We start from the raw sequence: 26,881 nt of genomic DNA on the forward strand, positions 1-26,881 counted from the left end.
AACGTGCGGGCAGGCTCAGCGCACGGCCTTGGCCAATGCGGCAAAGGCTTGCCGGTCCAGCGCGTGGGTGAAGGCGGTGTTGGGCACGGGGTGCGTGGAGAACTTCACCACCACCAGCTCGGCCGCCGGGTTGATGTGGATGTGCTGGCCCATCAGTCCCTTGGCTTCAAAGGTGCCATCGGCATCGTGGGGTATCCACCACTGGTTGTGGTACGAGTAGCCCGCGCGCATGGCCGTGCCCGGGGCCTTGCTGAACTGGGCGGGGTCGGCCCCTTTGCGCAGCTCGGCAATAGTGGCGGGCGAGACGATCTGCTGGCCGTTGAAGCGGCCGTTGGATCGCAGCATCTCGCCCAGACGGCCCAGGTCACGCAAGGTGGCGTTCACGCCCACGCTGGTGGCCTGGCCGCCGTTGGCGTCGGCAAACACATACGCGTCCTCCTGCGTTCCCAGCTTGGACCAGATGCGCTCGGACAGCAGCGTGGCGTAGCTCTTGCCAGTCACGCGCTGCAGCAGCCAGCCCAGCACTTCCGTGTCCACCGACTTGTAGGCAAACGCGGTGCCGTGCTCACCGTCCTTCTGCACGGTGGGCAGGTGCTCGGCCATGCTCTTGGCCCCGTTGCTGCCGGGGCGCGCAGGCTGCAGGCCCGCAGCGGACAGATACTGAAAGACACCGGAGGTGGGGTCCGCAAAGTCTTCGGCGTATTTGACGCCGGTGGTCATGTCCAGGGTCTGCTGCACGGTGGCATCGGCCCAGGCGCTGTTGGCCAGCTCGGGCAGGTAACGCACGATGCGCGCACTGGGGTCGATGGCGCCTTCCTGGATGAGTTCGGTCACCAGCAGCCCCACCAGCGATTTGCTCATGGACCACAGCACATGTGGCTGCTGCGGCTGCATGCCGATGTGATAACGCTCATACACCACACGGCCCCGGTGCAGCACCAGCAGGGCGTCGGTGTAGGTGGCTTTCTGCCAGTCGGCCAGCGTGGTGGGCGCGCCCTTGTCGTCGGCAAACGCCAGCGTGTCGGGCAAGGCACGCGGCGCGGCGGGCAGTGCGCTGGGCGCTGCTGCACCGCGCCAGATGGTGGCCGTGGGCCCCAGTTCGCGCAGGTGCTGCGCGGCCCAGCGCACGTTGGGGTACTTGAGGATGTTGGCCAGGCGCACGACCTTGTCGGGCGCCGGGGGGAAGCCCTGCATCAACTGCAGGGTCACAGGGTTGGTGGCGTCCGGCGGTGGCAGCTGCGGAGCCTGGGCCTGGCTGGCAGGCGCAATCCCCAGCAGGGCGCAAGCCAAGGCGACGGCGGTGAAGGAAGGGGTGAGGTGGCGATGAAAAGAGCGCATGGTGAGAAGGCCTCGGTCAAGAAACGTGGGATGGGGAAGAACAAAAAAGGACACGGAATCGGTCGGGCCGATCAGCCCCGCGCGGCCAGCAGCGTGCGAATCACGCCTTCGGTGCGCTCGTATTCGCCTTCGCCAAAGTGCTTGTAGCGAATGCGGCCTTGCGCATCGATGAGGTAGGTGGCGGGCCAGTACTGGTTGCCGTAGGCCTTCCAGGTGCCGTAGCGGTTGTCCTGTGCCACGGGGTGCTTGACGCCGTGGCGGCGCATGGCAGCTTCCACATTGGCGGTCGGGCGCTCGAACGGAAACTCTGGCGTATGCACGCCCACCACGGTGAGCCCCTGGGGCGTGTATTGCTCGGCCCAGCGGTTCACATGGGGCAGGGTGCGGATGCAGTTGATGCAGGCGTACGTCCAGAAGTCCACAAGCACCACGCGGCCACGCAACTGCGCCAGGCTCAGCGGTTCGGAGTTGAGCCAGCGCTCGATGCCGGTGAACTCGGGCGCAGCGCCCAAGTCGGGCAACGCTGCGGCGGGGCTGGCGGGGCCCGCTGCATACGCCAAGCCAGGGGCCGCCAGTGCAGCGGCCATCGACGCCAGGAAAGCGCGGCGCTCGGAAAAGCGCGGGGAAGAGGGGTGCAATGTCATGGTGAAAGCTCCTTGCAATCGGTGGGGTGTCGCCCCTTACAGGCCGCCCCAGCCCGAGGGATAAAACTGCGTAAGCCAGACGGTGATCTGCCCATCCACCTCCCACAGCATGGCCAGCGCGATGGCAATGACCACCACGCCAAACACCTGCTGCACGCGGTGTGCGTGGCGTGCAATGCGGCGCACATGGGTGGCCGCGGCCTGGCCGCCATAGGCAATGACCAGCATGGGCAGCGCTGCGCCGGTGGAATACGCCAGCAGCAGTACGGCGGTGCCCACCCCCGGTGGCTCGGTAGCGATGAGGGTGAGGATGGAGGCGAGCACCGGCCCGGCGCAGGGTGTCCAGACCGCGCCCAGGCTCAGACCCAGCAGCAGTCCGCCCCAGTTGCCACCCCCGCTGCCCATCCCCAGGCTGGCCATGCGGTTGAGCACGCCGCCTGCATGTTGGCTGAGCCACTGGAACGGCCGGGGCCACACCGTGAGCACGCCAAACACCAGCAGCATCACGGCGGCAAACCGGCGCAGGCCTTCCTGAGACACACCCAGCACCTGCGTGAAGCTGCTGAACAGCAGTGCCACGGCCGCGAACGACAGCGCAAAGCCCAGGGCAATGAACAGGGGGCGTGTGCGCCGCGCTGAGTCGGCGCCGCTCACCGAGGCCCCCAGCACCACGGGCAGCATGGGCAACACGCAGGGCGCCCCCACTGTGAGCATGCCGGCGGCCACGGCCAGCCAGGGCGAGGTGGTGGCCATGGTCATTGCCCGCTCCCCTGCTCGGCCGCCGGACGGCGCCACACCTGGGTTTTGCCGAACAGCGGAATGCCCACGTACGCGTGCACCAGCAGTTGTTCCTGCTCGGCCGGCGTCAGATTGACGCGGTACGTCTTGGCGTTCTCGCGGTTGTAGATTTCGCCCTGGTACTCGCTGCTGCTGCCCTCCGCCGGGCGCAGGCCCGACAGCAGGGTCATACCCAGCGCAGGCCGCGCGTCGGCCGCCGCCATGTCGGCGCCCGGCGCGCTCATGGAGCGGTTGGCCAGCACGCGCACCACCTTGCCACACAGGGCGTTGCCGCCAGCGGGATTGCAAGGAGCGATGTTCACTTCCAGATTGCCGCTCTCGGTGATCCAGCGACCCAGGGGGGCTTTGGGGTGAGCGGTGCCCGGCGCTGGTGCCACAGCGGCTGGCGGCGCTGCCGCAGCCTCTTGGGCGCTGACTGCCTGCGCCAGGCCCAGGGTCAGCAGGGCGGTCACGGCGATGGATGGTTTCATGGCAAGGTCCTCGTGAAGTTCAGGAAGACCTCATTGAAGCCAGCGCAGGTATCGGCGATTTGTCTGGCCAGGGGCTTTTGGTATGCGCGCTTGTCGATGCATCGGGCAGACAAGTTGAGATACATATCTGCCCACCCAGCCCATACCGCTGCACCATCAAAGCCCGGACAATGGCCGCCATGACGACGCCCGCTCCCGACCACATCCTGATCGTCGATGACGACGCCGGCATCCGCGAACTGGCTGCCGAGTACCTGCAGCGCCAGGGCCTGCAGGTGAGCGTGGCCGCCGACGGGCGGCAAATGCGCGAGGTGCTGGCCACGCAGCGCATAGACCTGCTGGTGCTGGACCTGATGCTGCCAGGCACCGACGGCATCGCGCTGTGCCGCGAGCTGCGCAGCCCGGGCGCCCCACCGCTGCCCATCATCATGCTCACCGCACGCAGCGACGAAGCGGACCGCATCCTGGGCCTGGAGCTGGGTGCGGACGACTACCTGACCAAACCCTTCGCCGCGCGCGAGCTGCTGGCACGCATCCACGCGGTGCTGCGGCGCACGCGCATGCTGCCGCCCAACCTGGCCAAGGCCGAGCCCGCGCGCCACCTCACGTTTGGGGACTGGCGGCTGGACACCACCGCACGCCACCTGCTCGATGCCACGGGCGCAGTGGTGGCGCTGTCGGGCGCCGAATACCGCCTGCTGCGTGTGCTGCTGGACCACCCGCAGCGCATCCTCACACGCGACCAGCTGCTGCAGCTCACACAGGGGCGCGATGCCGACGTGTTCGACCGCTCCATCGACCTGCTGGTGAGCCGTGTGCGCCAGCGGCTGGGCGATGGCGCGCGGGGCTCGCGCTACATCAAGACCGTGCGCAACGAGGGCTATGTGTTCTGCGCCGATGTGCAAACTGCGGCAGCAGTCGCAGGAGCTGCGCCATGACGTCGCGCTGGTGGCCGCGCTCTTTGTTCGGGCGCATTCTGCTGGTGATGGCACTGGGCCTGGCGTTGGCGCATGCGCTGACGTTTGTGCTGGCGTTCACCGAGCGCAGCATGACCATGCGGCGGGCCATGGTGTCGTATTTCGCCAGCGACGTGGCCAGCTCGGTCGCCATGCTGGAACGCCTGCCTGCCACCGAGCGCGCACAGTGGGTGGACCGGCTGGCGCGCCGCAACTACCGCTTTGCACTGGCCGAACCCCTGGACGCACCTGCCGACCCGTCCCAGCTGGCCCGCCTCGTTGGCAGCGCTGTGGCGTCTACGCTGCCCGCTGACCGCCCGGTGCAGGTGATCGACCCCCATGTGCCGGGCATCGAGCTGCGGCTGCAACTGCGCCTGGCCGACGGTACGCCCCTGGCCGTGGACATGGACGAGCCCCGGCTGCAGATATCGCCCTGGGTGCTGGGCGCGCTGGCACTGCAGCTGGCGCTGCTGGTGGGCCTGTGCGCGTGGGCCGTGCGTGCAGCCACGCGGCCCCTGAGCACGCTGGCCGATGCGGCCGATGCGGCCGATGCGCTGGGCGCCGACCGCCCCACCGTGCCGCTGGCTGAAGACGGCCCGCGCGAAGTGGTGCGCGCCGCCGTTGCCTTCAACCATATGCAGCAGCGCATCCAGGCGCATCTTCAGGAACGCATGCAGATCCTGGCCGCCGTCTCGCACGACCTGCAAACACCCATCACCCGGCTGCGCCTGCGCGCGGATCTGCTGGACGACACCACGCTGCGCGACAAGCTGCACGCCGACCTGGCCGAAATGCAGTCTCTGGTGGAAGAGGGCATTGCCTACGCGCGCTCATCGCAGGCCGTGCGCGAGCCCCCGCAGCGCGTGGACCTGCGCGCGCTGGTGGAGAGCATTGCGCGCGACTACGCCGATGCCGGCCTGCCGGTACAAGTGCTGCAGGCAGTGGATGTGACCTGCGACACCCGCCCCCAGGCCCTGCGCCGCCTGCTGTGCAATCTGGTGGACAACGCGCTCAAGTTTGCAGGCGCCGCCGAGCTGACGCTGGAGGCAGAAAGGCCAGGCCAGTGCCTGGTGCGCGTCATCGATCATGGGCCTGGCATCCCTCCGGCGGACCTGGCCGCCGTGCTGCAGCCCTATGTGCGGCTGGAAGATTCGCGCAACCGGGGCACCGGTGGCACCGGTCTGGGCCTGGCCATTGCCAGCGAGCTGGCCAAGGCCCTGGGCGGGCGGCTGGTGCTGGGGCCGCGTGCAGATGGCGCCCAGGGACTGGAGGCGCGGGTGGAGCTGCCAGAAGCGCTCCCGGCATAGGCATGCGCACCAGCGCCGCTGCTACAGTGGCCGCTCCGTGGACTCTCAAAAGGGCAACGCCGTGGACACACCTGTCAGCACCCCGCAGAGCGAGATCAGCGCCAGCAACCCACGCATCCGCGTCGGCATCGGCGGCTGGACCTTCGAGCCCTGGCGCGGCAACTTTTACCCCGCAGGGCTTGCGCACAGCAGGGAGCTGCAATACGCCAGCCGACAGCTCACGGCGATCGAGGTCAACGGCACCTACTACAGCACCTTCAAACCACCCACCTTTGCCAAATGGCGCGATGAAACGCCCGAAGGCTTTGTGTTCTCACTCAAGGCCAACCGCTTTGCCACGCACCGGCGCGTGCTGGCGGACGCGGGCGATTCGATCGCGCGGTTTGTCGACAGTGGCATCTCGGAACTGAAGGACAAGCTCGGGCCCATCGTGTGGCAGTTCATGCCGACCAAGGCGTTTGAGCCGGGCGACTTCGAGGCCTTTCTGGCCCTGCTGCCGCAGAAGGTGGATGGCCTGCAGCTGCACCACGCGCTGGATGTGCGCCACCCGAGTTTCGCGACGCCAGCGTTTGTGGCGCTGGCGCGCCGGTATGGCAGCGTGCCTGTGTACACCGACTCAGACCAATTTCCGGCCATCGCGGATGCAGAGGCCGACTTTGCCTACCTGCGGCTGATGCGCAGCCAGGCCGATGTGCCCACGGGCTACACCGCCGATGCGATTGCGCAGTGGGCACAGGGCGTTCGCACCTGGACCGGCGGCGAGCGGCCGCGCGATGTGTTCGTGTACTTCATCAACGGCGCCAAGGAGCGGGCGCCTGCGGGGGCGATGGAGTTGCTCAGGCAGCTGGGCGCTACACCGTCTCGCGCTGCGTGAAGCCCTGCGGGGCCTCGCCGCCATCGGGCACATTGCCTACCACCACGCGGTCCACCCGCGCATGTGCCGGCCCCTGGTGTGCCCAGTCGATGAGCGCCAGCACGGCGGGTTCCGGGCCCCAGGCGCAGGCCTCCACGCGGCCATCCTGGCGGTTGCGCACCCAGCCCGTCACGCCCAGTCGATTGGCGGCCTGCGCCATGGACCAACGGTAGCCCACGCCCTGCACCTGGCCGGTGATCAACAGATGGCGGGTGATGGTGGCGTGGGGTTCTGCGTTCATGGGGGCACTGTAGCGCGCTCCTTGTGGGGAGCCCGCTCCAGGGGCACACTGCCAGCACCACCGCACCCCATGACCACCACCACCCCCAAGGCCCTGCCCACCATCGACCCCCAGCGCTGCACCGGCTGCGGCTGGTGCATTGCGGTGTGCCCGCCGCATGTGCTGTCGCTGCAGGTGTTGGGTACGGGGCCCTGGGGCCCCAAGTGCTCCACCCTGCACGATGCGCCCGGCTGCACCGGGTGCGCGCTGTGTGCGGTGCGCTGCCCATTCGATGCGATCCGCATGGTGCGGGTGGCGGCCACCCAGGCCCGGTGAGGCCGTTGCGCCACAGGCGCACACAGGCGCACACAGGCGCACACAGGCGCACACAGGTGCGCATAGGCGCGTACAGGCGGGTTGACAGGCCCCGGCCTGCATCCGGTACACTGCGCCCTTCATGTCGTTCACCTCTCTCCCCATCACCACCGCACGCGCCGCTGCCTTCCAAGGCATGGGCATGATGCCGCCCGCACTCACGCGGGCCAATGGTGAACAGCGGGCACTGGGTGCACGAATGATTACCACCATTACCACCGCGGCCACCTGAGCACGCGCAGGTGGCCGTTTCGGCAGCCACCTGGTGATCGCTCTCTTCTCCCCCAAGACGAATGCACGAAACCCAGCTCTGGCAGCTGGGTTTTTTTGTTTGTTCGTTAGCCGGAGAAGTCCATGTACCGCGATCCCGTCCAGTCCCTCGAAGCCCCGTTGTTGCCGTCGTCCGCCACGGCCATGCGCCCCCTGCGCGTGGGCATGATTGGCATTGGCACTGTGGGCGCAGGCACCTTCCGCGTGCTGGCGCGCAACCAGGCGCTGATTGCGGGCCGTGCGGGCCGCGGCATCAAGCTGGTGGTGGTCTGCGCCCGCAGCCTGGCCCGCGCCATGAGCGTGGTGGGCAAGGACGTGGCGCTGACCAACGACCCCATGCAGGTCGCCACCCACCCCGACGTGGATGTGCTGGTGGAGGCCGCTGGCGGCACCGGCCCCGCACGCGACTGGGTGCTGGCCGCCATCCGTGCGGGCAAACATGTGGTCACGGCCAACAAGGCGCTGCTGGCCGAGCATGGCAACGAGATCTTTGCCGCCGCGCGCCAGCACGGCGTGGCCGTGGCCTACGAAGGCGCGGTGGCGGTGAGCATCCCCATCGTGAAGGCGCTGCGCGAGGGCCTCACGGCCAATCGCATCGAGTGGGTGGCGGGCATCATCAACGGCACCACCAACTTCATCCTGAGCAAGATGCGCGACGAGGGTGTGGGCTTTGCCGAAGCGCTGGCGCAGGCCCAGGCGCTGGGCTACGCCGAAGCCGATCCGACGTTTGACATCGAGGGCCTGGACGCGGCGCACAAGATCTCGCTGCTGGCGGCCAATGCGTTTGGCATGCCGGTGCGGTTTGCCGATGCGCAGGTGGAAGGCATCACCGCGTTGCAGGGCCTGGACGTGGCCTGTGCCGAGCAACTGGGCTTTCGCATCAAGCTGCTGGGCGTGGCCAAGCGGCGCAAGGAGGGTGACTCGGAAGGCAATGTGGAGGGGGTGGAGTTGCGCGTGCAGCCCGCGCTGGTGCCCGCCACCCATTTGCTGGCGCATGTGAACGGGTCGATGAACGCCGTGATGGTCAAGGGCGATGCGTCGGGCGTGACGATGTACTACGGCGCGGGCGCGGGGTCGGAGCAGACCGCATCGGCCGTGATTGCCGACCTGGTGGATGTGGCGCGGCTCGATGGCACCCACGCGGCGCAGCGCGTGCCACACCTGGGCTTCCACCCCCAGGCCGTGGACGAGCAACTGGCGGTACTGCCCCGCGCGGCCGTCCACACCCGCCACTATCTGCGCGTGCCGGTGCACAGCGCCCAGCAGATCGAGGCCGTGGGCGCCTGGCTGGCTGCGCAGCACGTGCCGGTGCTGCAGGTGGCACTGGCGCATGACAAGGCCTTGCCCCCCGGCAGCGGCCCCCAGGTGCTGGTGCTGACCGACGCCGTGGCGCAGTCCACCGTGGACCTGGCCGTGTTTGCACTGGCGGCGCACCCTGCAGTGGCGGGGCCGGTGGTCACGCTGCGGGTGGAGACGCTGGAAGGGTGAAGGGCGCCTGAAAACGCTTTAGCACGAGTTTTTGGCGCCAAAACTGGCGGTAGCGCTAGTGCATCATGCCTTAGATGCTATCAATTTTGATAGCCCCTTCCGGTCGCAGCCATCACGCCATCAACCGGCCCAGCACCAGCGCCGCCATGTCCTCGGCCGCGCTGGTGCCCTCCGCCATCAGGCCCTGCACCACACCGGCGCGATCGGTGTCGGTGCGGTTCTGGCTCACCTTCCAGATGCCCTCCCAGCGCTCCACCGCCAGCTCGATGCCCACGATGGCGCGCAGCAGCTTGTCGATGTAGTCGGGCGGCGCGTCGTCGATGCGCCAGGGGTCGGCGCGGTGGGCCTCGTGCTGCTCGCTCAGGGTGTGCAGGATGCCGCGCAGACGCGCGGGGTCGTCAAACGCGCTCAGTGCGCCGTGGGCGTGCACGGTGGCGTAGTTCCAGGTGGGCACCTGCTTGCCGTCCAGGGCCTTCGACGGATACCACGAGGGCGACACATAGGCCTGCGGGCCGTGGAACACCGCAACCGCCTGCTGGGGCAACAGCGGCCACAGCGCATTGGCGCGCGCCACATGGCCGATGAGCGTGCCCTGCGGGCCGCGCGCTGGGTCCAGGTACAGCGGGATGTGATTGACGTGCAACGCGGCTTCGTGCGCAATGACCAGCGTGGCCAAAGGCTGGGCACGTACCAGGGCTTGCTGTGCAGCGGCATCGGCCACCTGAAACTGCCGGTTGGGGTTGGCCATGTCAGCCCCCTTCCACTTCAAGCACCGGGGCGCAGTCGATCTGCGTCTTGACCGAGTTGGCCAGAAAACACGATGTGTGGGCGCGGTGGTGCAGGTCTTCCAGCTGGGCAGCGCTGGGCGCGTGCGCCGCGTCAAAGCGCGTGACGGGCCTCAGCTGCACATGGGTGACCACCAGCTGGCCCTCGGCGTTCTTGGCCATGGTGCCCACGGCCGCGTCGGCATAGTGGTTGAGCCGATAGCCCGCACGACTGGCGAAGTCCATGAACCACAGCATGTGGCAGCTCGACAGCGCGGCGACATAGGCTTCTTCCGGGTCCACCGCGGCCGCGTCGGAGTACGGCAGCGGCACCACATGGGGCGACGACGACGCGGCCACGGTGGCGCCGCCGTCAAACTGCCAGGTGTGGGCACGGTGGTAGCGCTTGTCCAGAAAGTCGTCGGTGCCACGGGACCAGGTGATGGTGGCGGTGTGCTCGGCCATGGGGTGCTTTCAAGAGGATCGGACCCGTTAGGGGGCCCGGGTTTCTACAATGGTTCTTCAGTTTATGAGTGCGTCACCCCATTGAAAGGGCCAATTTGTGCCCAGCCCCGGAACCAATCGAACCACAGCCACCCTGCGCCAGCAGGTGTATGCGCAACTGCGCCGCGCCATCGAGCAGGGCAGCCTGCGCGCAGGCACCCGCCTGCCACCCTCGCGCGAGCATGCGGCCAGCCTGGGCGTGTCGCGCAACACCGTGCTGTGGGCCGTGCAGCGCCTGCAGGCCGAGGGTTATGTGGAAGCCCGCGTGGGCGACGGCACCTATGTGTCGCAGGCCGTGTCCGCCACATTGCCTGCCCCGCAAGGCCTGGTGGCGCCGCCCCGGGGCCTGTCGCGCCGGGGGCAGCTGATAGCCGACACGGCGGCGCGCTGGCGCCCGCCCCTGGCGGCGGCCAAGGCGTTTCGCATTGGCGCGCCCGAGGTCGCCACCTTTCCGTTTGCGCTGTGGGACCGCCTGACACGCCAGGCCAGTTCAGGCCAGCGCAGTAACCGCGCGCAATACCTGGACCCGGCTGGCGACCCCGACCTGCGCCAGGCCGTGGCGCAATGGCTATGGGCTTCGCGCGGCATCCGCTGCGATGCGGCGCAGGTGGTGGTGTGCTCGGGGTCTCAGCAGGGCATTGACCTGATTGCGCGGCTGCTGCTGGACGTGGGCGACGAGGTGCTGGTGGAAGACCCCGGCTACCCCGGCATCCGCGCCAGCCTGCTGGGCCACGGCGCGCTGGCGCGGCCGGTGGACATGGATGGAGACGGCCTGCGCATCGACACCGCTGCGGCGCAATGGCCGAACGCGCGCATGGCCGTCGTCACACCCACGCACCAGTTCCCCACCGGCGTGTGCATGGGCCTGGCGCGGCGGCAGGCGCTGCTGCAGTGGGCGCGCACGCACGACGCCTGGGTGGTCGAGGACGACTACGACGGCGAGTTCCAGTACGGCAAGAACGATGGCAAGGCCCAGCGCGTGCCCGCGCTGTGCAGCCTGCCGGGCTCGGAGCGCGTGCTGTACGTGGGCACCTTCAGCAAGACGCTGCACCCCGGCCTGCGCCTGGGCTTTGTGGTGGTGCCGCCCGCGCTGGTGGAGGCCTTTGCCATGGCCCGCGCCATCACCGACCGGCATGCACCGGGCGACACCCAGGCCGTGCTGGCACGCTTCATTGCCGAAGGCCACCTGCTGCGCCACCTGCGGCAGATGCGCGAGCTGTACCTGCAGCGGCAGCACACGCTGCGCGCCGCACTGGCCGAGGCCCGCAACGGCGCCTGGCAACTGGCCGCCAGCGATCGCGGCATGCACCTGCTGCACGAGGTGGCACCCGGCACCGACGACGAAACCCTGAGCCGCCAGGCGCTGGCGGCGGGCGTGATGCTGGCGCCGCTGTCGCGCTATGCGATGCAGTCGGAGCGCCGGGGCTGGCTGCTGGGCTATGCGGGGTTTGATGATGCAGAGATCCGCGCGGCGGCCCGCGTGGTGGGCGGCCTCGTGCGTCAGCGGTGATGCGGGCGCTGGCGCTTCACCACGCGCCGGGCTGAGGGGCCAGGGCCGTGCCAAGGCCCTCCGTCTGAACCACAGCTTGCGGCTCCACCTTGCGCCACCAGTGCGTGGACAGTGCGGGCGCGCGGATGTCCAGCCGCTCGCCCATGATGGGCGCCACCAGCGGCACCTGCGCTGCCGCTGCGAGCGCGGTGATGCGCTCGAACGGCTCCACCCACGGGTGCAACGACAGGTCAAACGTGCCGTTATGGATGGGGAACAGATGGCGCCCCTTCACGTCCAGATGGGCCTGCAGGCTCTCCTCGGGGTGCATGTGGATGTCGGGCCAGTCGGCGTTGTAGGCGCCCGTTTCGATCAGGGTCAGATCGAACGGGCCGAACCGCTCGCCAATGGCCTTGAAGCCGTCGAAGTAGCCCGTGTCGCCACTGAAGAAGACGCGGACTTGGTCAGCGCCTTGACCCGCGATCAGCACCCACGAGGCCCACAGCGTGCTGTTGCCGTCCGACAGGCCCCGGCCCGAGAAATGCTGCGCAGGCGTGGCCACCAGCTGCAGCCCGCCGATGGTGGTGCCCTGCCACCAGTCAAACTGCTGCACCTTGGCCGCCGGCACGCCCCAGGCGATGAGCCGGTCGCCCACGCCCAGCGGTGTGACGAAGTGCTCCACCTTGGGCGCAAGCTTCTGGATGGCTGCGTAGTCCAGGTGGTCGTAGTGGTCGTGCGACAGGATCACGCAGGTGATGGGCGGCAGCTCGTCAATCGTGATGGGCGGCGCGTGAAAGCGCTTGGGGCCCAGGAACTGGAACGGCGAGGCGCGCTCGGAAAACACCGGGTCGGTCAGCCAGAACTGGCTGTTGATCTTGAAGAGCAGGGTGGAGTGCCCCAGGCGCCACAGGCTCAGGTCGGGCGCGGCCAGCAAATCCGACCGCATCACGGCATACACCGGCACGGGCTCTCGCGGCACCGAGTCGTCGGGCTTGCCGGTGGCAAAGCGCCACATCACCTGCAGCGTCTTGAGGGCGCCCAGCGCATGGCGCGGCGCCGCGTTGCGAAACTTGCCACCCGCGAACTGCGGCGACTGTTCATAAGCGGCCGCCGGCTGGGCGGCGCGGGAAAAGAGGCTGTAGGCCATGGCGATCAGTACAACGAGGGCGACACAAAATGCCGGGAGCAGACGGCGGCGATGGGCGAAAGGGAAGGACACCGGATCTGCGACATAGAAATTACACTGCACAGTGTAGTTCACTTTTTATAAAAGTAAACTACCCGGTGTAAAATTTGCGCATGACCGCCCCCCAGCCCACCCCTCGCCTGACCGACCGCAAGCGCGATGCCATCGTGCAGGCCGCCATCGGCGAGTTCCGCGAACACGGCTTCAACGGCACCAGCATGGACCGCGTGGCGGCAGCGGCGGATGTGTCCAAGCGCACGGTCTACAACCACTTCCCCAGCAAGGAAGAGCTGTTCGAGGCCATCCTGCTGCTGATGTGGGAGCGCAGCCAGTCACCCGACGAACTGGCCTACACCCCCACGCGCCCGCTGCGCGACCAGCTGCTGGAGCTGCTGGCACAAAAGATGCGCCTGCTCAACGACGCGAGCTTCATCGACCTGAGCCGCGTGGCCATGGCCGACATGATGCACACCCCCGAGCGCGCGCGCGGCATCACCGCCAAGCTCTCGGCCAAGGAAGAGGGCCTGCCGCGCTGGCTGCGCGCGGCCCAGCAGGATGGCCGCCTGCGCCCCACCATGGATGTGCCCTACGCCGCGCAGCAACTGCAGGGCATGGTCAAGGCATTTGCGTTCTGGCCCCAGCTGGCCATGGGCCAGCCGCCCTTGAGCGCCGCACAGCAAGCGCAAGTGGTAGGGGATGCGGTGGACATGTTTCTGGGGTTCTACGCCGCGCCCACCCAGAAGGCCAAGGCCCCCGTAAAAAAGGCCCCGGCTGGAAGCACGGGCAAGGCAGCGGCAGCCCCTGTTGCAACCTCTGCGAAACCTGCCCCTCGCCGCGCCCCAGCGCGCTGACCCACGCCACCCCCCTGGCCAGCAAACCGGCATGAGGTGCGATTTGCACTACGCTCGCCCGTTCTTTCCACGCAGCCTGACACCAAGATGCCCCTCGCTCCCTACCTCGACACCGCCCCGGTCCTGGACACCGGCGTTTTCATCCACGACTCTGCCCAGGTCATCGGCGACGTCACGCTGGGCCGCGACAGCTCGGTGTGGTGCAACGCCGTGCTGCGCGGCGATGTGAACCGCATCACCGTGGGCGTGTGCAGCAACGTGCAGGACCTGACCATGAGCCATGTGTCGCACCGCAACGCCAGCAAGCCCGAAGGCTCGCCGCTGGTCATCGGCGACTACGTCACGGTGGGCCACTCGGTGATCCTGCACGGCTGCCGCATCGGCAACGAATGCCTCATCGGCATGGGCTCCATCGTGATGGATGACGCCATCATCGAAGACCGCGTGATGCTGGGCGCAGGCAGCCTGGTCTCGCCCGGCAAGGTGCTGGAGAGCGGGTACCTCTACATCGGCCGCCCTGCGGTGCGCCAGCGCGCGCTCACGGATGCAGAGATTGCGTACCTCAAGTATTCGGCCGAGCACTATGTGCGGGTGAAGAACAACTACCAGGGATGACCTGCATCACTCCCTGCGGTCTGTGATAGCGCGGTCTCAGGCAGTCCGCTGCATTGCTTTTCTTGCCAATAGCCCGCTATTGGCTGCAAAAAGACGCCTTGCGGCCTGTCCTGATCCGCACTACCACCGACTCGCGAGGGTGATGCAGGAAATCCCTAGCGGCACACCCCACGCGGCTGCGGTGCCCCCGGCGCCCCCCGCCCACCAGGGATAAAGCCGGGCCGGGATAATCGAGGGTTCCACGACCCCTGCGGCGGCACCGCATCGCCCCATTGCCTGTTTCCACCATGTCTGCCGTCGCCCCCGCCTCACCCGCCCAGCGCGTCCTCTCCGTCATCCCCCCGATGACGCAGCTGAACACGCCATACCCCTCCACCGCCTACCTCACGGGCTTTCTGCGTTCGCGGGGGGTGACGGCGTTACAGGAAGACCTGGCATTGGCGCTGGTGCTGCGCCTGCTCTCGCCCGAAGGGCTGCGCGCGGTGGCCGCCCAGGTGGATGCGCTGCCCGCCAAAAAGCAGAGCCCCGCCGTGCAAAGTTTTGCGGCGCAAAAGGACCGCTACCTCGCCACCATCGGCCCGGCCATTGCCTTCTTGCAAGGCCGCGACAGCACGCTGGCCCACCGCATCGTGGGCCGCAACTACCTGCCCGAGGGCCCGCGTTTTGCCACGCTCGACGTCTATGTGGACGACGAAGGCGGCGACCCGCTGGGCTGGGCCTTTGGCGCGCTCGGCCTGACGGACAAGGCCAAGCACCTGGCCACGCTGTACCTGAACGACCTGGCCGATGTGCTGCGCGACGCGGTGGACGAGCGCTTTGAGTTTGTGCGCTATGCCGAATCGCTGGCGGGCAGCCAGCCCACATTTGACCCACTGGCCAACGCGCTGGCGGCAACACCCACGCTGGTGGACGCGCTGCTGGAGCAGCTCACGCACGAGGCGATTGCCAAGCACCAGCCCAGCGTGGTTCTGCTGTCGGTGCCGTTCCCCGGCTCGGTGTATGCAGCCTTTCGCATTGCCCAGACCATCAAGGCACGCCACCCGCACATCGCCACCGTGCTGGGCGGCGGCTTTGTGAACACCGAACTGCGCGAGCTGGCCGACCCGCGCGTGTTCGACTTTTTTGACTACGTAACGCTGGACGCGGGTGAACGCCCATTGCTGGCGCTGCTGGAACACCTGCGCGGCGAGCGCGGCCGCCAGCGCTTGGTGCGCACCTTCGTGCGCGGTGAGGATGGCGCGGTGCAGTACATCAACATGATGGAAGCCGACATCGCCTTTGCCGAGGTGGGCACACCCACCTGGGACGGCCTGCCGCTGGACCGGTATCTGTCGCTCCTGGACATGCTCAACCCCATGCACCGTCTGTGGAGCGACGGGCGCTGGAACAAGCTCACCGTGGCGCATGGCTGCTACTGGAAAAAGTGCAGCTTCTGCGACGTGAGCCTGGACTACATCAGCCGCTACGAAGGCGCCAGCGCCGCCGTGCTGGCCGACCGCATCGAGCAGATCGTGCACGAGACGGGGCAGACCGGCTTTCACTTTGTGGACGAGGCCGCACCGCCCAAGGCACTCAAGGCGCTGGCTACCGAACTGATCGCGCGCAACGCAGGCATCAGCTGGTGGGGCAATGTGCGGTTTGAAAAAACCTTCACCCCCGACCTGGCCGAGCTGCTGGCCGACAGCGGCTGCATTGCGATCTCGGGCGGGCTGGAGGTTGCATCGGACAGGCTGCTGCAGCTGATGAAAAAAGGCGTGTCGGTGGACCAGGTGGCGCGCGTGACCCGGGCCTTCACCGACGCGGGCATCCTGGTGCATGCTTACCTGATGTACGGCTTTCCGACCCAGACCGTGCAGGATACGGTGGACGCGCTCGAATACGTGCGCCAGCTGTTCGCCAACGGCTGCATCCAGAGCGGGTTCTTCCACCGCTTTGCCTGCACCGTGCACTCGCCCGTCGGCAAAAACCCCGAGGAATACGGCGTCACGCTAGCGCCCCTGCCGCCCGGCGACTTCGCCAAGAACGACGTGGCCTTCATCGACCCCACGGGCGTTGACCACGACGCGCTGGGTGGCGCGCTCAAGAAGGCCATCTACAACTACATGCACGGCATCGGTCTGGAAGAAGACGTGCGCACGTGGTTCCCGTTCAAGGTGCCCAAGACGACGGTGCGGCGCGACCGGATCGAGCGGGCGCTGCAGCAGCGCGGCTGAGCCAGCAGTATTTCTTCAAGCAGCCGCCATGAAAGCCAGGATGTCGTCGAAGTCCTTGCGGTCCTTGGGCGTCTGATACTTGTAGGCAGCGAACGACTGCTGGAGCATTTCGGTCAGCCGGTCACGGCGTTGCACGAGCTCGGCCTTCCACGCCGGGTCGCGCACCAGCAGTTTCAGGATAGCGAGCTTGCCGTCCAGGTTCCCACACATGGCGTCGAACGAGCGGGCCGTGAGCTCCAGCAAATTGGCCAGCTTGGGCAGGCCGCGGGTTGTGGCGCCCTTGTCCAGCAGCGACTGCACGATCTTGGCTTGGTGGTAGTAGATGGCGATCTCGATGGGGTAGCTCGTTTCCGATGCGCCCTGAGCGCGCCCATCGGGGTCGGCACCGTGCTGCAGCAGCAGGTCCACGATCTTGGGTGCAGAGAACCGACAGGCCTCGTACAGGTTGGGATAGCCCTTGTGCGGCAGGTTGGGGTCAGCGCCATGCTCCAGCATGAGCTGCACGACCTTCACGCGCTTGTCGGTGATGGCCTTGTTCAGGCAGGAGTAGCCGGAAGAGAATGTGCTGTTGGGGTCGGCCCCCTTCTCCAGCAAGGCCTGCACGGTGGCCTGGTTCTTGGAGAACCCGATGGCGCGGATGAAGGCATAGGTCGGGTCGTTCTGCTCGCGCTCGGCAGCCTCGATGCTCTTTCCCACACGGCCGAGCTGGGCGGTCGGGGCCAGGGTCTTCATCAAGGCCACGACATCTACGGGCGGCTTTTTCTTGCCGTCGATGAAGCCGTATTCAAGCTTTCGGGCGACCTCATCATCGACCAGTTCGGCATGCAGCGCATGGCAGACCTTGGACAAGGGCTTGATGAAATCACCAACATCGGCAGAGCCCGAGGTGAATGCCGCGTCGATCACCAGGCCCGAACGCTCGTAGCTGTCAAAGCCCAGGTGGTCCGTGGGGTGGATGGTGAGCTTGCGGGCCGCGAAGAAGGCCCTGACCGCCGCTGCAAGCCCGGCACCACCGGGAGTGCTGAAAACCGCATGCAGTGCATCGGCATCGGTATCGTTCTTGCAGACCAGCGTGAATCGCGTCGTGGTTTCCATGTTCCCTCGGATGGACTGAAGCATTGGTTTTTGCAGGCATCATATTTCGATGCAGACACCTCGCCCGCCCTTCACCGCCGCCATCTTCGACATGGACGGACTGCTGGTCGACTCCGAGCGCGTGACCCTGCGCGCCTGGCTGGACGCCGCACGGGCGCGGGGCATTGCACTGGCAGAGGCCGACTACCTGCAGGTGGTGGGGCGCGCGTCCACCGACTCCGACACCATGCTCACGGCTTTGCTGGGTGGTCCGCAGATGTTCGAACAGGTGCAATCCGATGTGGCTGCGCGCCTGTGGGACGCGGGGCCAGAGCCCCTGTTTCCCCTCAAACCCGGCGCCGCCTCGCTGCTGCACGCCTTGGGGCAAGCAGGCGTGCCCTGCGCGGTGGCCTCATCGTCGCGGCGCGACGAGATTGAGCACCGCCTGGGCAGGGTGGGCGTGCTGCAGCACTTTCACGCCTGGGCTGGCGGCAACGAGGTACCGCGCGGCAAACCCGACCCCGCCCTGTACCAGCTGGCAGCTGTGCGCCTGGGCGTGGACCTCGCAAAGTGCCTGGCGTTTGAAGACAGCGAGAACGGCGCACGCGCGGCGCAAGCCGCAGGGGTCGCGGTAGTGATCGTGCCGGACCTCAGAGTGCCGGGCATCGAGGTGGTTGAGCGCAGCCACGGCGTGCTCGGATCGCTGGTGCATGCCCATGACCACCTGCCGCGCTGGTTCAGGGCGGCGCGGGTGCCGTAAAACTGATGAAAATTGGCCTCTAGCGCTTATCCATCGGCGGAAATAACTATCAAATTTGCAGCATTACCGTTTCTGCTTTTGGTACGCCTTGTCGGCCGGTGGCCCCCGGTCGGTGTCCTGCAGTCCACGTTTCACATCACGGTAGGCCTGCTCCATCTTGGCGTCGGGTTCGCCGTCGGTCATGTTGACCGCCTCGTCGCGCTCGTGCGGCAGGAGGGGTTCGGGCCCGCTCAGGTCTTGGGGTCCGCTGCCGGGGTGCGGCTGGGGCTGGGTGGTGTTCACGCGCCGCTCGGTGCGGGCGGGCACAGGAGCGGAGGGGATGATCTCCTCTTCCTTGCGGGGGGCTGTGGGGGTCGTTTTCATGTGGGGCCTTGGTATGCGACGTGGAGTCCCTTCACCCTAGCGCCGCTGGCCGCCCCGCGTTGTAGGCCCAGGCCCTGCGCATCTGCGGGCGCGCAGAGCCTGCTGTCACCAGAACAGCCAACGCTCCAGCGCATGGAGCAGGAGGAATACGACCACGCCGAGCAAGAAAAGGATCGCCTTGCGGCGCGCCCGCTCGCTCACCACCAGCTTGTAGACCGTGTACGCAGCGAGCGTGCCAACAAAAGGCGCCACGATGGCGGCCCCGGACATGATGATCGCTGCGAGCTTGCCCCAGCCATCCGTCCCGCCCATGGCCCAGATCGACCGCAAGAACATCGCGCTCGGAATGGCCAGGCCCAACCACAGCACCCCGGACGCCACCGCCACGCTGAAGTGGTGCGCGAGCAGACCATAAAGAACCAATGCACCCGCCACGCCACCCAAAAAGGCCAGGCGCTTGAGCCAGAGCGGCAGCGACTCGCCAGAGCGGCGCGCTGGCTTGGCTTCACGGGCCTTCTTGGCCGCTGCAGCCTCCGCCTGGGCCCGTTCTTTTTGCAGCTGTTCACGCTTCTCGGAGGATTCACGGGCGCCGCGCAGGAAATTGTCCACCGCCGGGTTGTCCACCTGCACAAGGATGCGGGCGGTGCGCGACAGGGCTTGGTCGTGCTGGGGAATAACGGTCTGCAGCGCCGCACCCTGGCTGAACCAGTGCCCCATCTGCGCCAGCCAGCTGACGCCAGCGGGTGGCAGCCCGTAGCCGCCCTCGACCGCACTGCACAGGTACTGCTGGGTGGTTTGCGGCGGCACCAGCTGCCGCGTGGTGTAGCGGGGCAGCGCGCATTGCATCCGCGGCGCCGCTGGCTGCATGCCAGGGCGGCCCAGCTGCAGCGCGAACTCCGGCAGGGGCAGGGGCTCAGCCAGCATGTTGCGCACGCCCACCCACAGGTACAGCCCCCGAAGCCCACCGTCCTGCGCCCGCCGCACCCACAGGCCCGGCCCCTCCCGCACCAGCTCGGCCCCCAGCGCGTCCAACTCGGGCGGGCGGGGCACCTCGGGGCCATCACGATCCCACTCAGCCCGCAACTGCTGCGCCTTCAGTAGGGTGGTCCACATGGCCTGGGCGCGGCGCTCCAGAAAATAGGGGTCCAGCTCCCGGCCATGGGCGATGGCGGCTTCGATGCTGCTCGCAGCGGGCGCCGGCGCACCTTCCAGCGCCCGCAACCAATCGTCCGCCAGGGCCAGCCGCAGATAAATCGCATCCGCCTCCTGGCCTACGGCCTCGGCCGCGCGCCCCCAGGCAAACCGCCCCGGGTCGGTGGGCAGCACTTGCTGCGCGAGCAAGCGCTGGCGCTCCTGGGTTTTGTCTGCCTGCGCCCCCGCTGGCGACGTTCTGGTTTGCGCCCTGGCGCCCCCGCCGGCCACCAGGCAGATCACCAGTACCGCCCAGCCCAGCCATTGCGTCAAGGCTTGGTGCCACGCAAAGGCCCCGTGCAGGCCAAGGCCTGCAGCCTGCGCTGTTCTCCCTCGCATCGCATACCCCTTTTTTAGTGTCATTGTTCGCGGATTGTGCGGCCAAGGGGTTGCTACAAGGCCAGAATTCGGGCCCACCGCACGGTCGGCGGCCACGCCGTCTGGAGCATGCGACACTACTGTATGTCTCAACAGGTGTGGGCCGCACAGGCCCTTGAATCTTTCGATGCGGTGGTGTCGGCCACCGAGGGTTTTCGCAGCCGCGCTGGCCAGCGGCTGATGGCGCAGCAGGTGGCGCGCACGTTCAGCAGCGCCACGCTGGGCAAGGTGGATGAAGAAAGTGGCGAGGCCGCGCCCACGCGCTCCATTGCCGTCATCCAGGCGGGTACGGGCGTGGGCAAGTCGCTGGCGTACTGCGCACCCGCCATTGCGCTGGCGCTGTCGCGCGGCACGCGGGTGTTGATCTCTACCGCCACGGTGGCGTTGCAAGAGCAGCTGGTCAACAAGGACCTGCCCGCGCTGGCCGCACTGCTGCCCCAGCCCTTCAAGTTTGCGCTGGCCAAGGGGCGCGGGCGCTATGTGTGCAAGCTCAAGCTCGACCGCCTGGCGGGCACGGGCGAGGCGGAGGAAGAGGGCGAAGACGACCTGTTTGCCGAGGAGGAAGCGGCCGCCCGCGCCAAGCGCCCCCGGCACGAAACCGAGGCGCGCATCCAGTTCTATTCGACGATGGCGCAAACCTTGTCGAAAGGCGCCTGGGATGGTGACCGCGACAGCCTGGACACACCGCCCGAGCCCGAGGTGTGGAGCCCCGTGGCAGCCGAGGGCGCATCGTGCACCGGCAAACACTGCCCGGCTTTCAGCCAGTGCACCTACTACGACAAGCGCAAGGAGCTGGTGGGTGCGCAGGTGATCGTGGCCAACCACGATTTGCTGCTGTCATCGCTGGGCGCGCGCGTGTTGCCTGAGCTCGGCAACTGCCTCCTGGTGCTGGACGAAGCCCACCACCTGCCCGCCACAGCGCTCGACCAGTTTGCGTGCAGCATGGACCTGTCGCGCATCACCTGGATCGAGCGGCTTGCCAGCCGGGGCCTGCGCATTGGCGCGCTGCTGGAGGTTGAAGAGATTGCCGACATTCCCAAGCACTCGGCCCAGCTGCGGCAGACGCTGCAGGACCTGGCGCGCATCGTGATGGATGTGTACGGCGCCCAGCTCAAGAGCCAGCCCGGCGCCTGGGGCCCGGCGCGCGTGCGCGTGCCACGCGGCGAATTGCCCGAACAGCTCATTGCCCCGCTGGGCCTGCTGGCCGCCAGTGCCGAAGGCTTCCTCGATGCCCTGCGCGCCATCAGCAAAGCCCTGCGCGCCGAGATGCGCGACAAGCCCGACGAGGCCAAGCGCCTGTCCACGCTGTATGCACAAATTGGCATGCTGGCCCCGCGCCTGGAAGCGCTGCACGCCACGGCCCAGTTGCTGCTGCAGGATGCGCCCGAAGGCGCGGTACCGGCGGCCAAGTGGTTCACGCTGGAGGTGGACGGCGACTTCATTGTGGTCAAGGCGCACGCCAGCCCCATCCTGCCCGGCACCACGCTGCGCAACCACCTGTGGAGCGCCGTGCGCGGTGCGGTGCTGACCTCGGCCACGCTCACCAGCTGCGGGCACTTCGACTTCTTCTTGCGCGAGGCGGGCCTGCATGGCGATGAAGCCACCACCACGCTCGAAGTGCCCAGCCCCTTCAACTACGCCGCGCAGGGCACGCTGATTGCCGCCGAAACCCGCGCCGACCCCAAGAACGCCGCGCAGTTCACCACCGAGATGGTCGATGCGCTGCTGCACGACATTGCCCGGGTGGAATACGGCGCGCTGGTGCTCTTCACCTCGCGCGAACAGATGCGACAGGCCGTGGACGCGCTGCCCACCGCCATGCGCAGCGTGGTGCTGGTGCAGAACGCGCTGCCGCGCACGCAGCTGCTCAAGCGCCACCGCGAGCGCGTGGAGAACGGCGAGCCCTCGGTCATCTTTGGCATGCAGTCGTTTGGCGAGGGGCTGGACCTGCCCGGGCGGCTGTGCGAGTCGGTGTTCATTACCAAGCTGCCCTTTGCCCCGCCCGACGACCCAGTGGGCGAGGCCCGCGCCGAGTGGCTGCGCGCCGTGGGGCGCGACCCGTTCAGCGAACTGGTGGTGCCCGCCACCGCCATCCGCCTGGCGCAATGGGTGGGCCGCGCGATCCGCACCGAAGAAGACATGGCGCATGTGTACTGCTACGACAAGCGCCTGACGCGCACGAGCTACGGCCAGCGGCTGCTCAAAGGGCTGCCGCCGTTTGCGCTGGAGCAACGCGCGCCGCTGTGAAGCGGCGACACTTTGCGCACCGATTTCACAACCACTACAACAACGACAGAGAGGACCCCACCATGCCCCACACCACCCCTGCCTGCCCCCAATGCGGCCTGGAGAACACTTACCCCGATGGCAGCAACTATGTGTGCCCCGACTGCGCTTTTGAATGGCCGCAAGTGGCCGATGCTGCCGAGTCCGATGCCGCAGAAGCAGGCGACGGCGTGGTGCGCGATGCCAACGGCAATCCACTCGCAGACGGCGACGCGGTGATCCTGGTGAAAGACCTCAAGGTCAAGGGTTCGTCGTCCACGCTCAAGAAGGGCACCAAGATCAAGAGCATCCGCCTGGTGGATGGTGCCGATGGCCACAACGTGGACTGCAAGACGGACCTGGGCAGCATGCTGCTGAAGTCGGAGTTCTTGAAGAAGGCCTGATGGAGGAGGGCGGCGCCCCTGTGTCAGACAACCGCCCACAGGCATCGGCGTTCCCCGCCGACGCCCTGGCCGCCCCATGGTGCCTAGAGTCAATCGATTGCAGTGCCCGCACTCTTCGATTGATTCCCTACCACCTGCTGGAGGCCCCATGCACCCCAATTCCCCCGCCCACGACACCTTGTGGAAGCTCATCAAGGACATCCGTTTTGGCATGCTCACGCACCGCACGTCCACAGGCATGCTGCACGCGCACCCGCTCACCACACAAAACCGGCAGCTCGATGAACAGGCCGAGCTGTACTTCTTCATCTCCCAGTCGGGCGAGCTGTACGAACGCCTTTTGACCGATGGGGAGGTGAATGTGTCGTACGCCGACCCGGGCGAGGACCGCTATGTGTCCGTGTCAGGCCAGGCGCGTTTTGTGGACGACCGCGCGCTCAAGGAAGCCCTGTGGTCGCCCCTGGCCAAGGCGTGGTTCCCCGGCGGAGCGACCGACCCGGACCTGGCGCTGCTGGTAGTGCGCGTTCGCCACGCCGAATACTGGAACGTGGACGAGAGCAAGATGGTGCAACTGTTCCAGATGGCCAAGGCAGCCTTCACTGGCGAGCCGCCGCGCAGCCTGGGCGAACACAAGGAACTCACGCTGTTCTGAGCGCCTGTGGACGATCCCTCGGGATCGGCCTGCAGGGTGTGAGTTGAGTGCCTTTCCCCAGGGCGGTGCAGCATTTGCACCGCCATCCTGCAGGTCCCCGGGGGCAAATTTCAGGCAAAACCGGGCGCTAGCGCTACGGAAACATGGCTTGTTTGCTACTATTTTGGTAGTAAACGCATGCAGTACCTCCTGGGGCCCGCAGGCCCCATTCTTTTTGGGCAGGTCTTGCAAAGCAGCCAACTACCATCCATATTCCATCCATGCACCATCTGTCTGGATGTTTTTTGGAGTGCGCTTGATGAGCAACCTGGTTCCCACCGCCCCCGCACGCAGCAAGGTGCCCGAGTCCGAGAAGGTCACCATCAACCTCGGTTTTGTGGACCTGGGCCACATTGACCTGCTGGTGTCCGAAGGCTTTTACGCCAACCGCACCGACTTCATCCGCACCGCCATCCGCAACCAGCTGACCGCCCAGAACGACGCGGTGCGCCAGGTGGTGGCCCGCAAGATGCTTGTGCTGGGACTGCAGCGTTTTGGCCGGGCCGAGCTGGAGGCCGTGTTGGCGGCAGGCCAGGCGCTGGAGATCCGTGTGCTGGGCCTGGCCAGCATCGACGACGACGTGCCGCCCGCACTGGCGCAGGCCACGATCGCCTCGGTGACGGTCTTGGGCGCGTTCCACGCCAGTACGGCCGTCAAGGCCGCGCTGGCCGGGCGCATGCATTGAATCCGTACAGAGACCGCAGCGCGTCGCCCGTGCCCGCACCCACCACCAAGGAGTCCCCATGGACTGGAACCTGAACCTCAAGCGCCTGATGGGCGAAGCCACCCAGCTGGTGCGCAGCGGCCAACTGGCCGACGCCACGCGGGCCATCCAGCAAACCCTGGGCGAGGCCGTGGCGCGCCATGGCCCCCCTCCCGCACCCGCCAGCACGAGCGCGCCCCCGCTGCACGCACCCGAGCCCGAACCCACGGCAGGGAACGCCCCCCGCTGGCGCAGTGCCCACACCGCGCAAGAGGTGGAAGACGCCGTGGTCATCGACCGCAGCACCCACGCTCCGCCCGCAGAGGCACAGCCCACGACCACACCACGCCCCGCCGCCAGCCACCACCCGCTGGCGGAGCCCGCTGGGGGCTTCACCCGCGTGGCCTTCACCCACCCGGGCGCTCGGCACAACCCGCACCACTACCACCTGTACGTGCCCCCGGGCGCCACGGCAGGCACCCCCATGCCCCTGGTGCTGATGCTGCACGGCTGCACGCAGAACCCGGTGGACTTTGCGACTGGCACGGGCATGAACGACGCAGCAGCGCCCGCCAACGCCCTGGTGCTGTACCCCGAGCAACCCCACAGCGCCAACCCCAACGGCTGCTGGAACTGGTTTCGCCCCGGCGACCAGCATCGGGGCAGCGGCGAGCCCGCGCTGATCGTGGCCATGCTGCGGGATGTGATGGCGCGCCACCCGGTGGATGCGCAACGCGTCTACGTGGCGGGCCTGTCCGCCGGCGGCGCCATGGCCGCACTGCTGGGCCGCGAATACCCCGACCTGTTTGCGGCCGTGGGCGTGCACTCCGGCCTGCAGGCGGGTGCCGCGCACAACGTGATGGGCGCACTGTCGGCGATGAAGAACGGGGCCAAACCCGGTGCGGCGACCCACCATGCCGCTGACGCCCCAGCCCTGCCACCCCCACCGGTGATCGTGTTCCACGGCGACGCCGACACCACCGTACATGCACACAACGGTGAACAGCTCATCGAGGCAACGCTGTCAACACTGGCCACGGCCCCAGATTACGGCCAGACGACGGTGGAGACCGTGCACCAGGGCCAGTCCCGTGGTGGCCAGAGCTACACCCGCAAGGTGTACACCGTGGCGGGTGGCGCCCCGTCGGCCAGCGCACTGACTGGCACGGTGGTGGCAGAACACTGGGTGCTGCACGGCGCAGGGCACGCGTGGGCCGGTGGGCATGCGGGCGGCAGCCACACCGACCCGCGCGGCGTGGACGCCACGCAGGAGATACTGCGGTTTTTTCTGGAGCATCCGCGCGCTGCGAGGGATTGATGTGCGCCCCCGCGCTTCGCTCTGTCTAGGCACGCAGGAGTCAATGCGCGAGGTCCCGCACCACACCTTCAAGCCCTTGAACCACGCGGGTCAGCCGGTCGTGATCCGCCTTGTCCGGTGTGTGCCGGCGGGTGTGGTTATGCGGATAGCGGTAACGGGCAATATCGGTCACCGTCAAAGTGGGGTAGCCTGCGTCGAGGTGGGCCGCGTGGTCTGAATAGTCCACGCGGGGATGAACCGGGGTGCAGCAATGCCCTCGGACGCAAACGCGACGTGGTGCCGAAAGGATCGCACTACCTGCGCACCAGCCCCAAGTAGCCACAACTGCGATGAAATCACTCTGCGGGTGTAGAACTTGGTTTTAATATATCCCAAAGCAGTGTCTAGATAATTCTACATGCGATATTCATTAATATTTCAATTTAATACCTCCATATCGCACACCAATTTACATCACCAACCTATATTTTTAAACAAATGCCTTCAACCCTAAAATCTGCCATTCTCGCGACCATCATCAGCGCTACATCATTAACTATACATGCAACAGATAGTAGCTCACTTGAAATGCAAGAGCTACAAAAACTGCCGCCCGGAGGTGAAATAGCTTTCAATTTATCGAATAGTAAAGCAGAGATATTTGGCGGACTAATATTGGGAAAAAGTACAACACAAGATATATCCAACATATCAAAAGCCAAAATCAACCTAAAAGATCACGGATCTATAGGAGGTGAATTTCTATCGAACAACGTTCAGACCTCAAACAAACCAAATATAAAATTCGCCGAATTCAGCATTGACGATCAATATTTGCAAGGCACGTTCTATCACGACGTGCTAGTTGCATTGCGCGTATACAAGAATTCCTTAATTGATGAAATTGACGAATCCCTAGTAAACGAACTCCGCAAAAACTTTAACAAAAAATATAATAAAAACGCTCAGAAAACCGATATTCAAAATGACAAGATAGCCAATCGAACATACATCAAAGAAACCTGGGCGGAGTACGATAATGGTTTTATTGTTGAAATTGTCACTCGCAGGAAAATAGTAAAGAATCCACAACTATGTAACACGTTAGCCGATTCATTTAGAGGAATTTCCGGTGCAGCATCGCTCAGATGGGATTGCGCAAAAGCCACGGATAACAAGCCGATATACACCCTAAATTACTACTACCCTCCTGGGTTCGAAGCAGCACTAGCTGATTTAAAAAAATACAAAGAAATGGAAAAACTTCACGAAGATCAGAAAGAAAAGAAAAGACTGTCTTCTTTCTAAAAGCCACCCAACAATAACGCTCAAATATCCTGAATGCATTTATTGC

The 26,881-nt window shown here is 66.5% G+C and carries 29 protein-coding genes; 17 read left to right on the forward strand and 12 right to left on the reverse strand.

Translation table 11 applies throughout. The features are described 5' to 3' along the window. Positions 1–15 precede the first annotated feature (15 nt). The 4 genes from C8C95_RS09600 to C8C95_RS09615 form a co-directional block, all read right to left on the reverse strand. On the reverse strand, positions 16–1,338 hold the full coding sequence (locus C8C95_RS09600) for a serine hydrolase (RefSeq protein ID WP_116748431.1): 1,323 nt from the start codon (positions 1,336–1,338) through the stop codon (positions 16–18). A 71-nt stretch (positions 1,339–1,409) separates the two neighbouring features. Continuing rightward, positions 1,410–1,982, reverse strand: coding sequence for a thioredoxin family protein (locus C8C95_RS09605; RefSeq protein ID WP_056642070.1), 573 nt, complete (start codon positions 1,980–1,982; stop codon positions 1,410–1,412). 36 nt (positions 1,983–2,018) lie between these two features. After that, positions 2,019–2,741, reverse strand: coding sequence for a cytochrome c biogenesis CcdA family protein (locus tag C8C95_RS09610; protein ID WP_116748432.1), 723 nt, complete (start codon positions 2,739–2,741; stop codon positions 2,019–2,021). Further along, complete coding sequence (locus C8C95_RS09615; RefSeq protein ID WP_116748433.1) at positions 2,738–3,250, reverse strand: DUF2147 domain-containing protein; 513 nt, start codon at positions 3,248–3,250, stop codon at positions 2,738–2,740. The genes C8C95_RS09610 and C8C95_RS09615 overlap by 4 nt, the downstream gene beginning before the upstream one ends. A 179-nt stretch (positions 3,251–3,429) precedes the next feature. Here C8C95_RS09615 and C8C95_RS09620 point away from each other — a divergent pair, with 179 nt between their 5' ends. The 3 genes from C8C95_RS09620 to C8C95_RS09630 all read left to right on the forward strand — a co-directional run bounded on the left by C8C95_RS09620 (position 3,430) and on the right by C8C95_RS09630 (position 6,387). After that, complete coding sequence (locus C8C95_RS09620) at positions 3,430–4,188, forward strand: response regulator (protein ID WP_116750215.1); 759 nt, start codon at positions 3,430–3,432, stop codon at positions 4,186–4,188. Next, positions 4,185–5,513, forward strand: a complete 1,329-nt coding sequence (locus C8C95_RS09625; RefSeq protein ID WP_116748434.1) for a HAMP domain-containing sensor histidine kinase — start codon at positions 4,185–4,187, stop codon at positions 5,511–5,513. The genes C8C95_RS09620 and C8C95_RS09625 overlap by 4 nt, the downstream gene beginning before the upstream one ends. 61 nt (positions 5,514–5,574) lie before the next feature. Beyond that, on the forward strand, positions 5,575–6,387 hold the full coding sequence (locus C8C95_RS09630; protein ID WP_243415665.1) for a DUF72 domain-containing protein: 813 nt from the start codon (positions 5,575–5,577) through the stop codon (positions 6,385–6,387). Here C8C95_RS09630 and C8C95_RS09635 read toward each other — a convergent pair. Beyond that, positions 6,365–6,667, reverse strand: coding sequence for an acylphosphatase (locus C8C95_RS09635; protein WP_116748436.1), 303 nt, complete (start codon positions 6,665–6,667; stop codon positions 6,365–6,367). The two genes, C8C95_RS09630 and C8C95_RS09635, sit on opposite strands and share 23 nt — an antisense overlap. A gap of 69 nt (positions 6,668–6,736) precedes the next feature. Here C8C95_RS09635 and C8C95_RS09640 point away from each other — a divergent pair, with 69 nt between their 5' ends. The 3 genes from C8C95_RS09640 to C8C95_RS09645 all read left to right on the forward strand — a co-directional run bounded on the left by C8C95_RS09640 (position 6,737) and on the right by C8C95_RS09645 (position 8,779). Beyond that, positions 6,737–6,982, forward strand: a complete 246-nt coding sequence (locus C8C95_RS09640; RefSeq protein ID WP_116748437.1) for a 4Fe-4S binding protein — start codon at positions 6,737–6,739, stop codon at positions 6,980–6,982. A gap of 121 nt (positions 6,983–7,103) precedes the next feature. After that, positions 7,104–7,253 (forward strand): hypothetical protein, encoded by a 150-nt coding sequence (locus C8C95_RS23680; RefSeq protein ID WP_156358827.1) that lies wholly within the window; start codon positions 7,104–7,106, stop codon positions 7,251–7,253. A 122-nt stretch (positions 7,254–7,375) separates the two neighbouring features. Further along, complete coding sequence (locus tag C8C95_RS09645) at positions 7,376–8,779, forward strand: homoserine dehydrogenase (RefSeq protein WP_108498468.1); 1,404 nt, start codon at positions 7,376–7,378, stop codon at positions 8,777–8,779. Between the two features lie 112 nt (positions 8,780–8,891). Here C8C95_RS09645 and C8C95_RS09650 read toward each other — a convergent pair whose 3' ends face one another. Both C8C95_RS09650 and C8C95_RS09655 read right to left on the reverse strand, forming a co-directional pair. Further along, the gene (locus tag C8C95_RS09650; protein ID WP_116748438.1) at positions 8,892–9,527 is read right to left on the reverse strand and encodes an FMN-binding negative transcriptional regulator; all 636 of its coding nucleotides are present in this window, start codon (positions 9,525–9,527) and stop codon (positions 8,892–8,894) included. A 1-nt stretch (position 9,528) separates the two neighbouring features. After that, positions 9,529–10,008, reverse strand: coding sequence for an OsmC family protein (locus tag C8C95_RS09655; RefSeq protein WP_116748439.1), 480 nt, complete (start codon positions 10,006–10,008; stop codon positions 9,529–9,531). Between the two features lie 97 nt (positions 10,009–10,105). Between C8C95_RS09655 and C8C95_RS09660 the strand changes: the two genes are divergently transcribed. Further along, the gene (locus tag C8C95_RS09660; RefSeq protein WP_116748440.1) at positions 10,106–11,557 is read left to right on the forward strand and encodes a PLP-dependent aminotransferase family protein; all 1,452 of its coding nucleotides are present in this window, start codon (positions 10,106–10,108) and stop codon (positions 11,555–11,557) included. Between the two features lie 16 nt (positions 11,558–11,573). Here C8C95_RS09660 and C8C95_RS09665 read toward each other — a convergent pair whose 3' ends face one another. Then, a complete protein-coding gene (locus C8C95_RS09665; protein ID WP_116748441.1) occupies positions 11,574–12,683 on the reverse strand; it encodes an MBL fold metallo-hydrolase in 1,110 nt (369 codons plus the stop codon). Positions 12,684–12,835: 152 nt separating this feature from the next. Here C8C95_RS09665 and C8C95_RS09670 point away from each other — a divergent pair, with 152 nt between their 5' ends. From C8C95_RS09670 to C8C95_RS09680, 3 genes are all read left to right on the forward strand, one after another. Further along, positions 12,836–13,573, forward strand: coding sequence for a TetR/AcrR family transcriptional regulator (locus tag C8C95_RS09670; RefSeq protein WP_116748442.1), 738 nt, complete (start codon positions 12,836–12,838; stop codon positions 13,571–13,573). 87 nt (positions 13,574–13,660) lie between these two features. Next, on the forward strand, positions 13,661–14,188 hold the full coding sequence (locus C8C95_RS09675; protein WP_116748443.1) for a gamma carbonic anhydrase family protein: 528 nt from the start codon (positions 13,661–13,663) through the stop codon (positions 14,186–14,188). 344 nt (positions 14,189–14,532) lie between these two features. Beyond that, entirely contained in the window at positions 14,533–16,401 is a 1,869-nt protein-coding gene (locus tag C8C95_RS09680; protein WP_116748444.1) for a B12-binding domain-containing radical SAM protein, read from the forward strand. Positions 16,402–16,416: 15 nt separating this feature from the next. Here the strand turns inward: C8C95_RS09680 and C8C95_RS09685 are convergent, their stop codons facing one another. After that, complete coding sequence (locus C8C95_RS09685; RefSeq protein ID WP_165836526.1) at positions 16,417–17,496, reverse strand: ankyrin repeat domain-containing protein; 1,080 nt, start codon at positions 17,494–17,496, stop codon at positions 16,417–16,419. A 49-nt stretch (positions 17,497–17,545) separates the two neighbouring features. Here C8C95_RS09685 and C8C95_RS09690 point away from each other — a divergent pair, with 49 nt between their 5' ends. Then, the gene (locus C8C95_RS09690) at positions 17,546–18,235 is read left to right on the forward strand and encodes an HAD family phosphatase (protein ID WP_116748446.1); all 690 of its coding nucleotides are present in this window, start codon (positions 17,546–17,548) and stop codon (positions 18,233–18,235) included. Positions 18,236–18,298: 63 nt separating this feature from the next. On the opposite strand, the gene C8C95_RS09695 is transcribed toward C8C95_RS09690, so the two are convergent. Both C8C95_RS09695 and C8C95_RS09700 read right to left on the reverse strand, forming a co-directional pair. Continuing rightward, entirely contained in the window at positions 18,299–18,598 is a 300-nt protein-coding gene (locus tag C8C95_RS09695) for a hypothetical protein (RefSeq protein ID WP_116748447.1), read from the reverse strand. 105 nt (positions 18,599–18,703) lie between these two features. Further along, entirely contained in the window at positions 18,704–19,939 is a 1,236-nt protein-coding gene (locus C8C95_RS09700) for a hypothetical protein (RefSeq protein ID WP_243415666.1), read from the reverse strand. Positions 19,940–20,251: 312 nt separating this feature from the next. Here C8C95_RS09700 and dinG point away from each other — a divergent pair, with 312 nt between their 5' ends. The 5 genes from dinG to C8C95_RS09725 all read left to right on the forward strand — a co-directional run bounded on the left by dinG (position 20,252) and on the right by C8C95_RS09725 (position 25,548). Further along, positions 20,252–22,414: an ATP-dependent DNA helicase DinG gene (gene dinG / locus C8C95_RS09705; protein ID WP_116748449.1), complete on the forward strand. Its 2,163-nt coding sequence runs from the start codon at positions 20,252–20,254 to the stop codon at positions 22,412–22,414. A gap of 62 nt (positions 22,415–22,476) precedes the next feature. Further along, a complete protein-coding gene (locus tag C8C95_RS09710; RefSeq protein ID WP_116750216.1) occupies positions 22,477–22,836 on the forward strand; it encodes a zinc ribbon domain-containing protein YjdM in 360 nt (119 codons plus the stop codon). Between the two features lie 148 nt (positions 22,837–22,984). Further along, positions 22,985–23,488 (forward strand): pyridoxamine 5'-phosphate oxidase family protein, encoded by a 504-nt coding sequence (locus C8C95_RS09715; protein WP_056742558.1) that lies wholly within the window; start codon positions 22,985–22,987, stop codon positions 23,486–23,488. Between the two features lie 298 nt (positions 23,489–23,786). After that, the gene (locus tag C8C95_RS09720; protein WP_108500045.1) at positions 23,787–24,212 is read left to right on the forward strand and encodes a CopG family transcriptional regulator; all 426 of its coding nucleotides are present in this window, start codon (positions 23,787–23,789) and stop codon (positions 24,210–24,212) included. Positions 24,213–24,270: 58 nt separating this feature from the next. Further along, entirely contained in the window at positions 24,271–25,548 is a 1,278-nt protein-coding gene (locus C8C95_RS09725; RefSeq protein ID WP_116748450.1) for a PHB depolymerase family esterase, read from the forward strand. A gap of 40 nt (positions 25,549–25,588) precedes the next feature. Here the strand turns inward: C8C95_RS09725 and C8C95_RS23505 are convergent, their stop codons facing one another. Next, positions 25,589–25,774, reverse strand: a complete 186-nt coding sequence (locus C8C95_RS23505; protein ID WP_133246219.1) for a hypothetical protein — start codon at positions 25,772–25,774, stop codon at positions 25,589–25,591. Between the two features lie 251 nt (positions 25,775–26,025). Between C8C95_RS23505 and C8C95_RS23510 the strand changes: the two genes are divergently transcribed. Continuing rightward, the gene (locus C8C95_RS23510) at positions 26,026–26,835 is read left to right on the forward strand and encodes a hypothetical protein (RefSeq protein WP_133246220.1); all 810 of its coding nucleotides are present in this window, start codon (positions 26,026–26,028) and stop codon (positions 26,833–26,835) included. The last annotated feature ends 46 nt before the right edge of the window (positions 26,836–26,881 follow it).

The sequence above is a fragment of the Acidovorax sp. 99 genome, from assembly GCF_003096455.1.
GTDB lineage: Bacteria > Pseudomonadota > Gammaproteobacteria > Burkholderiales > Burkholderiaceae_C > Acidovorax > Acidovorax delafieldii.

Bases quoted from the DNA above. Each gene is read 5' to 3' on its own strand.
- C8C95_RS09600 (WP_116748431.1), bottom strand. From the start codon at position 1,338: ATGCGCTCTTTTCATCGCCACCTCACCCCTTCCTTCACCGCCGTCGCC.
- C8C95_RS09605 (WP_056642070.1), bottom strand. From the start codon at position 1,982: ATGACATTGCACCCCTCTTCCCCGCGCTTTTCCGAGCGCCGCGCTTTC.
- C8C95_RS09610 (WP_116748432.1), bottom strand. From the start codon at position 2,741: ATGACCATGGCCACCACCTCGCCCTGGCTGGCCGTGGCCGCCGGCATG.
- C8C95_RS09615 (WP_116748433.1), bottom strand. From the start codon at position 3,250: ATGAAACCATCCATCGCCGTGACCGCCCTGCTGACCCTGGGCCTGGCG.
- C8C95_RS09620 (WP_116750215.1), top strand. From the start codon at position 3,430: ATGACGACGCCCGCTCCCGACCACATCCTGATCGTCGATGACGACGCC.
- C8C95_RS09625 (WP_116748434.1), top strand. From the start codon at position 4,185: ATGACGTCGCGCTGGTGGCCGCGCTCTTTGTTCGGGCGCATTCTGCTG.
- C8C95_RS09635 (WP_116748436.1), bottom strand. From the start codon at position 6,667: ATGAACGCAGAACCCCACGCCACCATCACCCGCCATCTGTTGATCACC.
- C8C95_RS09640 (WP_116748437.1), top strand. From the start codon at position 6,737: ATGACCACCACCACCCCCAAGGCCCTGCCCACCATCGACCCCCAGCGC.
- C8C95_RS23680 (WP_156358827.1), top strand. From the start codon at position 7,104: ATGTCGTTCACCTCTCTCCCCATCACCACCGCACGCGCCGCTGCCTTC.
- C8C95_RS09645 (WP_108498468.1), top strand. From the start codon at position 7,376: ATGTACCGCGATCCCGTCCAGTCCCTCGAAGCCCCGTTGTTGCCGTCG.
- C8C95_RS09650 (WP_116748438.1), bottom strand. From the start codon at position 9,527: ATGGCCAACCCCAACCGGCAGTTTCAGGTGGCCGATGCCGCTGCACAG.
- C8C95_RS09655 (WP_116748439.1), bottom strand. From the start codon at position 10,008: ATGGCCGAGCACACCGCCACCATCACCTGGTCCCGTGGCACCGACGAC.
- C8C95_RS09665 (WP_116748441.1), bottom strand. From the start codon at position 12,683: ATGGCCTACAGCCTCTTTTCCCGCGCCGCCCAGCCGGCGGCCGCTTAT.
- C8C95_RS09670 (WP_116748442.1), top strand. From the start codon at position 12,836: ATGACCGCCCCCCAGCCCACCCCTCGCCTGACCGACCGCAAGCGCGAT.
- C8C95_RS09675 (WP_116748443.1), top strand. From the start codon at position 13,661: ATGCCCCTCGCTCCCTACCTCGACACCGCCCCGGTCCTGGACACCGGC.
- C8C95_RS09680 (WP_116748444.1), top strand. From the start codon at position 14,533: ATGACGCAGCTGAACACGCCATACCCCTCCACCGCCTACCTCACGGGC.
- C8C95_RS09685 (WP_165836526.1), bottom strand. From the start codon at position 17,496: ATGGAAACCACGACGCGATTCACGCTGGTCTGCAAGAACGATACCGAT.
- C8C95_RS09690 (WP_116748446.1), top strand. From the start codon at position 17,546: ATGCAGACACCTCGCCCGCCCTTCACCGCCGCCATCTTCGACATGGAC.
- C8C95_RS09695 (WP_116748447.1), bottom strand. From the start codon at position 18,598: ATGAAAACGACCCCCACAGCCCCCCGCAAGGAAGAGGAGATCATCCCC.
- dinG (WP_116748449.1), top strand. From the start codon at position 20,252: ATGTCTCAACAGGTGTGGGCCGCACAGGCCCTTGAATCTTTCGATGCG.
- C8C95_RS09710 (WP_116750216.1), top strand. From the start codon at position 22,477: ATGCCCCACACCACCCCTGCCTGCCCCCAATGCGGCCTGGAGAACACT.
- C8C95_RS09715 (WP_056742558.1), top strand. From the start codon at position 22,985: ATGCACCCCAATTCCCCCGCCCACGACACCTTGTGGAAGCTCATCAAG.
- C8C95_RS09720 (WP_108500045.1), top strand. From the start codon at position 23,787: ATGAGCAACCTGGTTCCCACCGCCCCCGCACGCAGCAAGGTGCCCGAG.
- C8C95_RS09725 (WP_116748450.1), top strand. From the start codon at position 24,271: ATGGACTGGAACCTGAACCTCAAGCGCCTGATGGGCGAAGCCACCCAG.
- C8C95_RS23510 (WP_133246220.1), top strand. From the start codon at position 26,026: ATGCCTTCAACCCTAAAATCTGCCATTCTCGCGACCATCATCAGCGCT.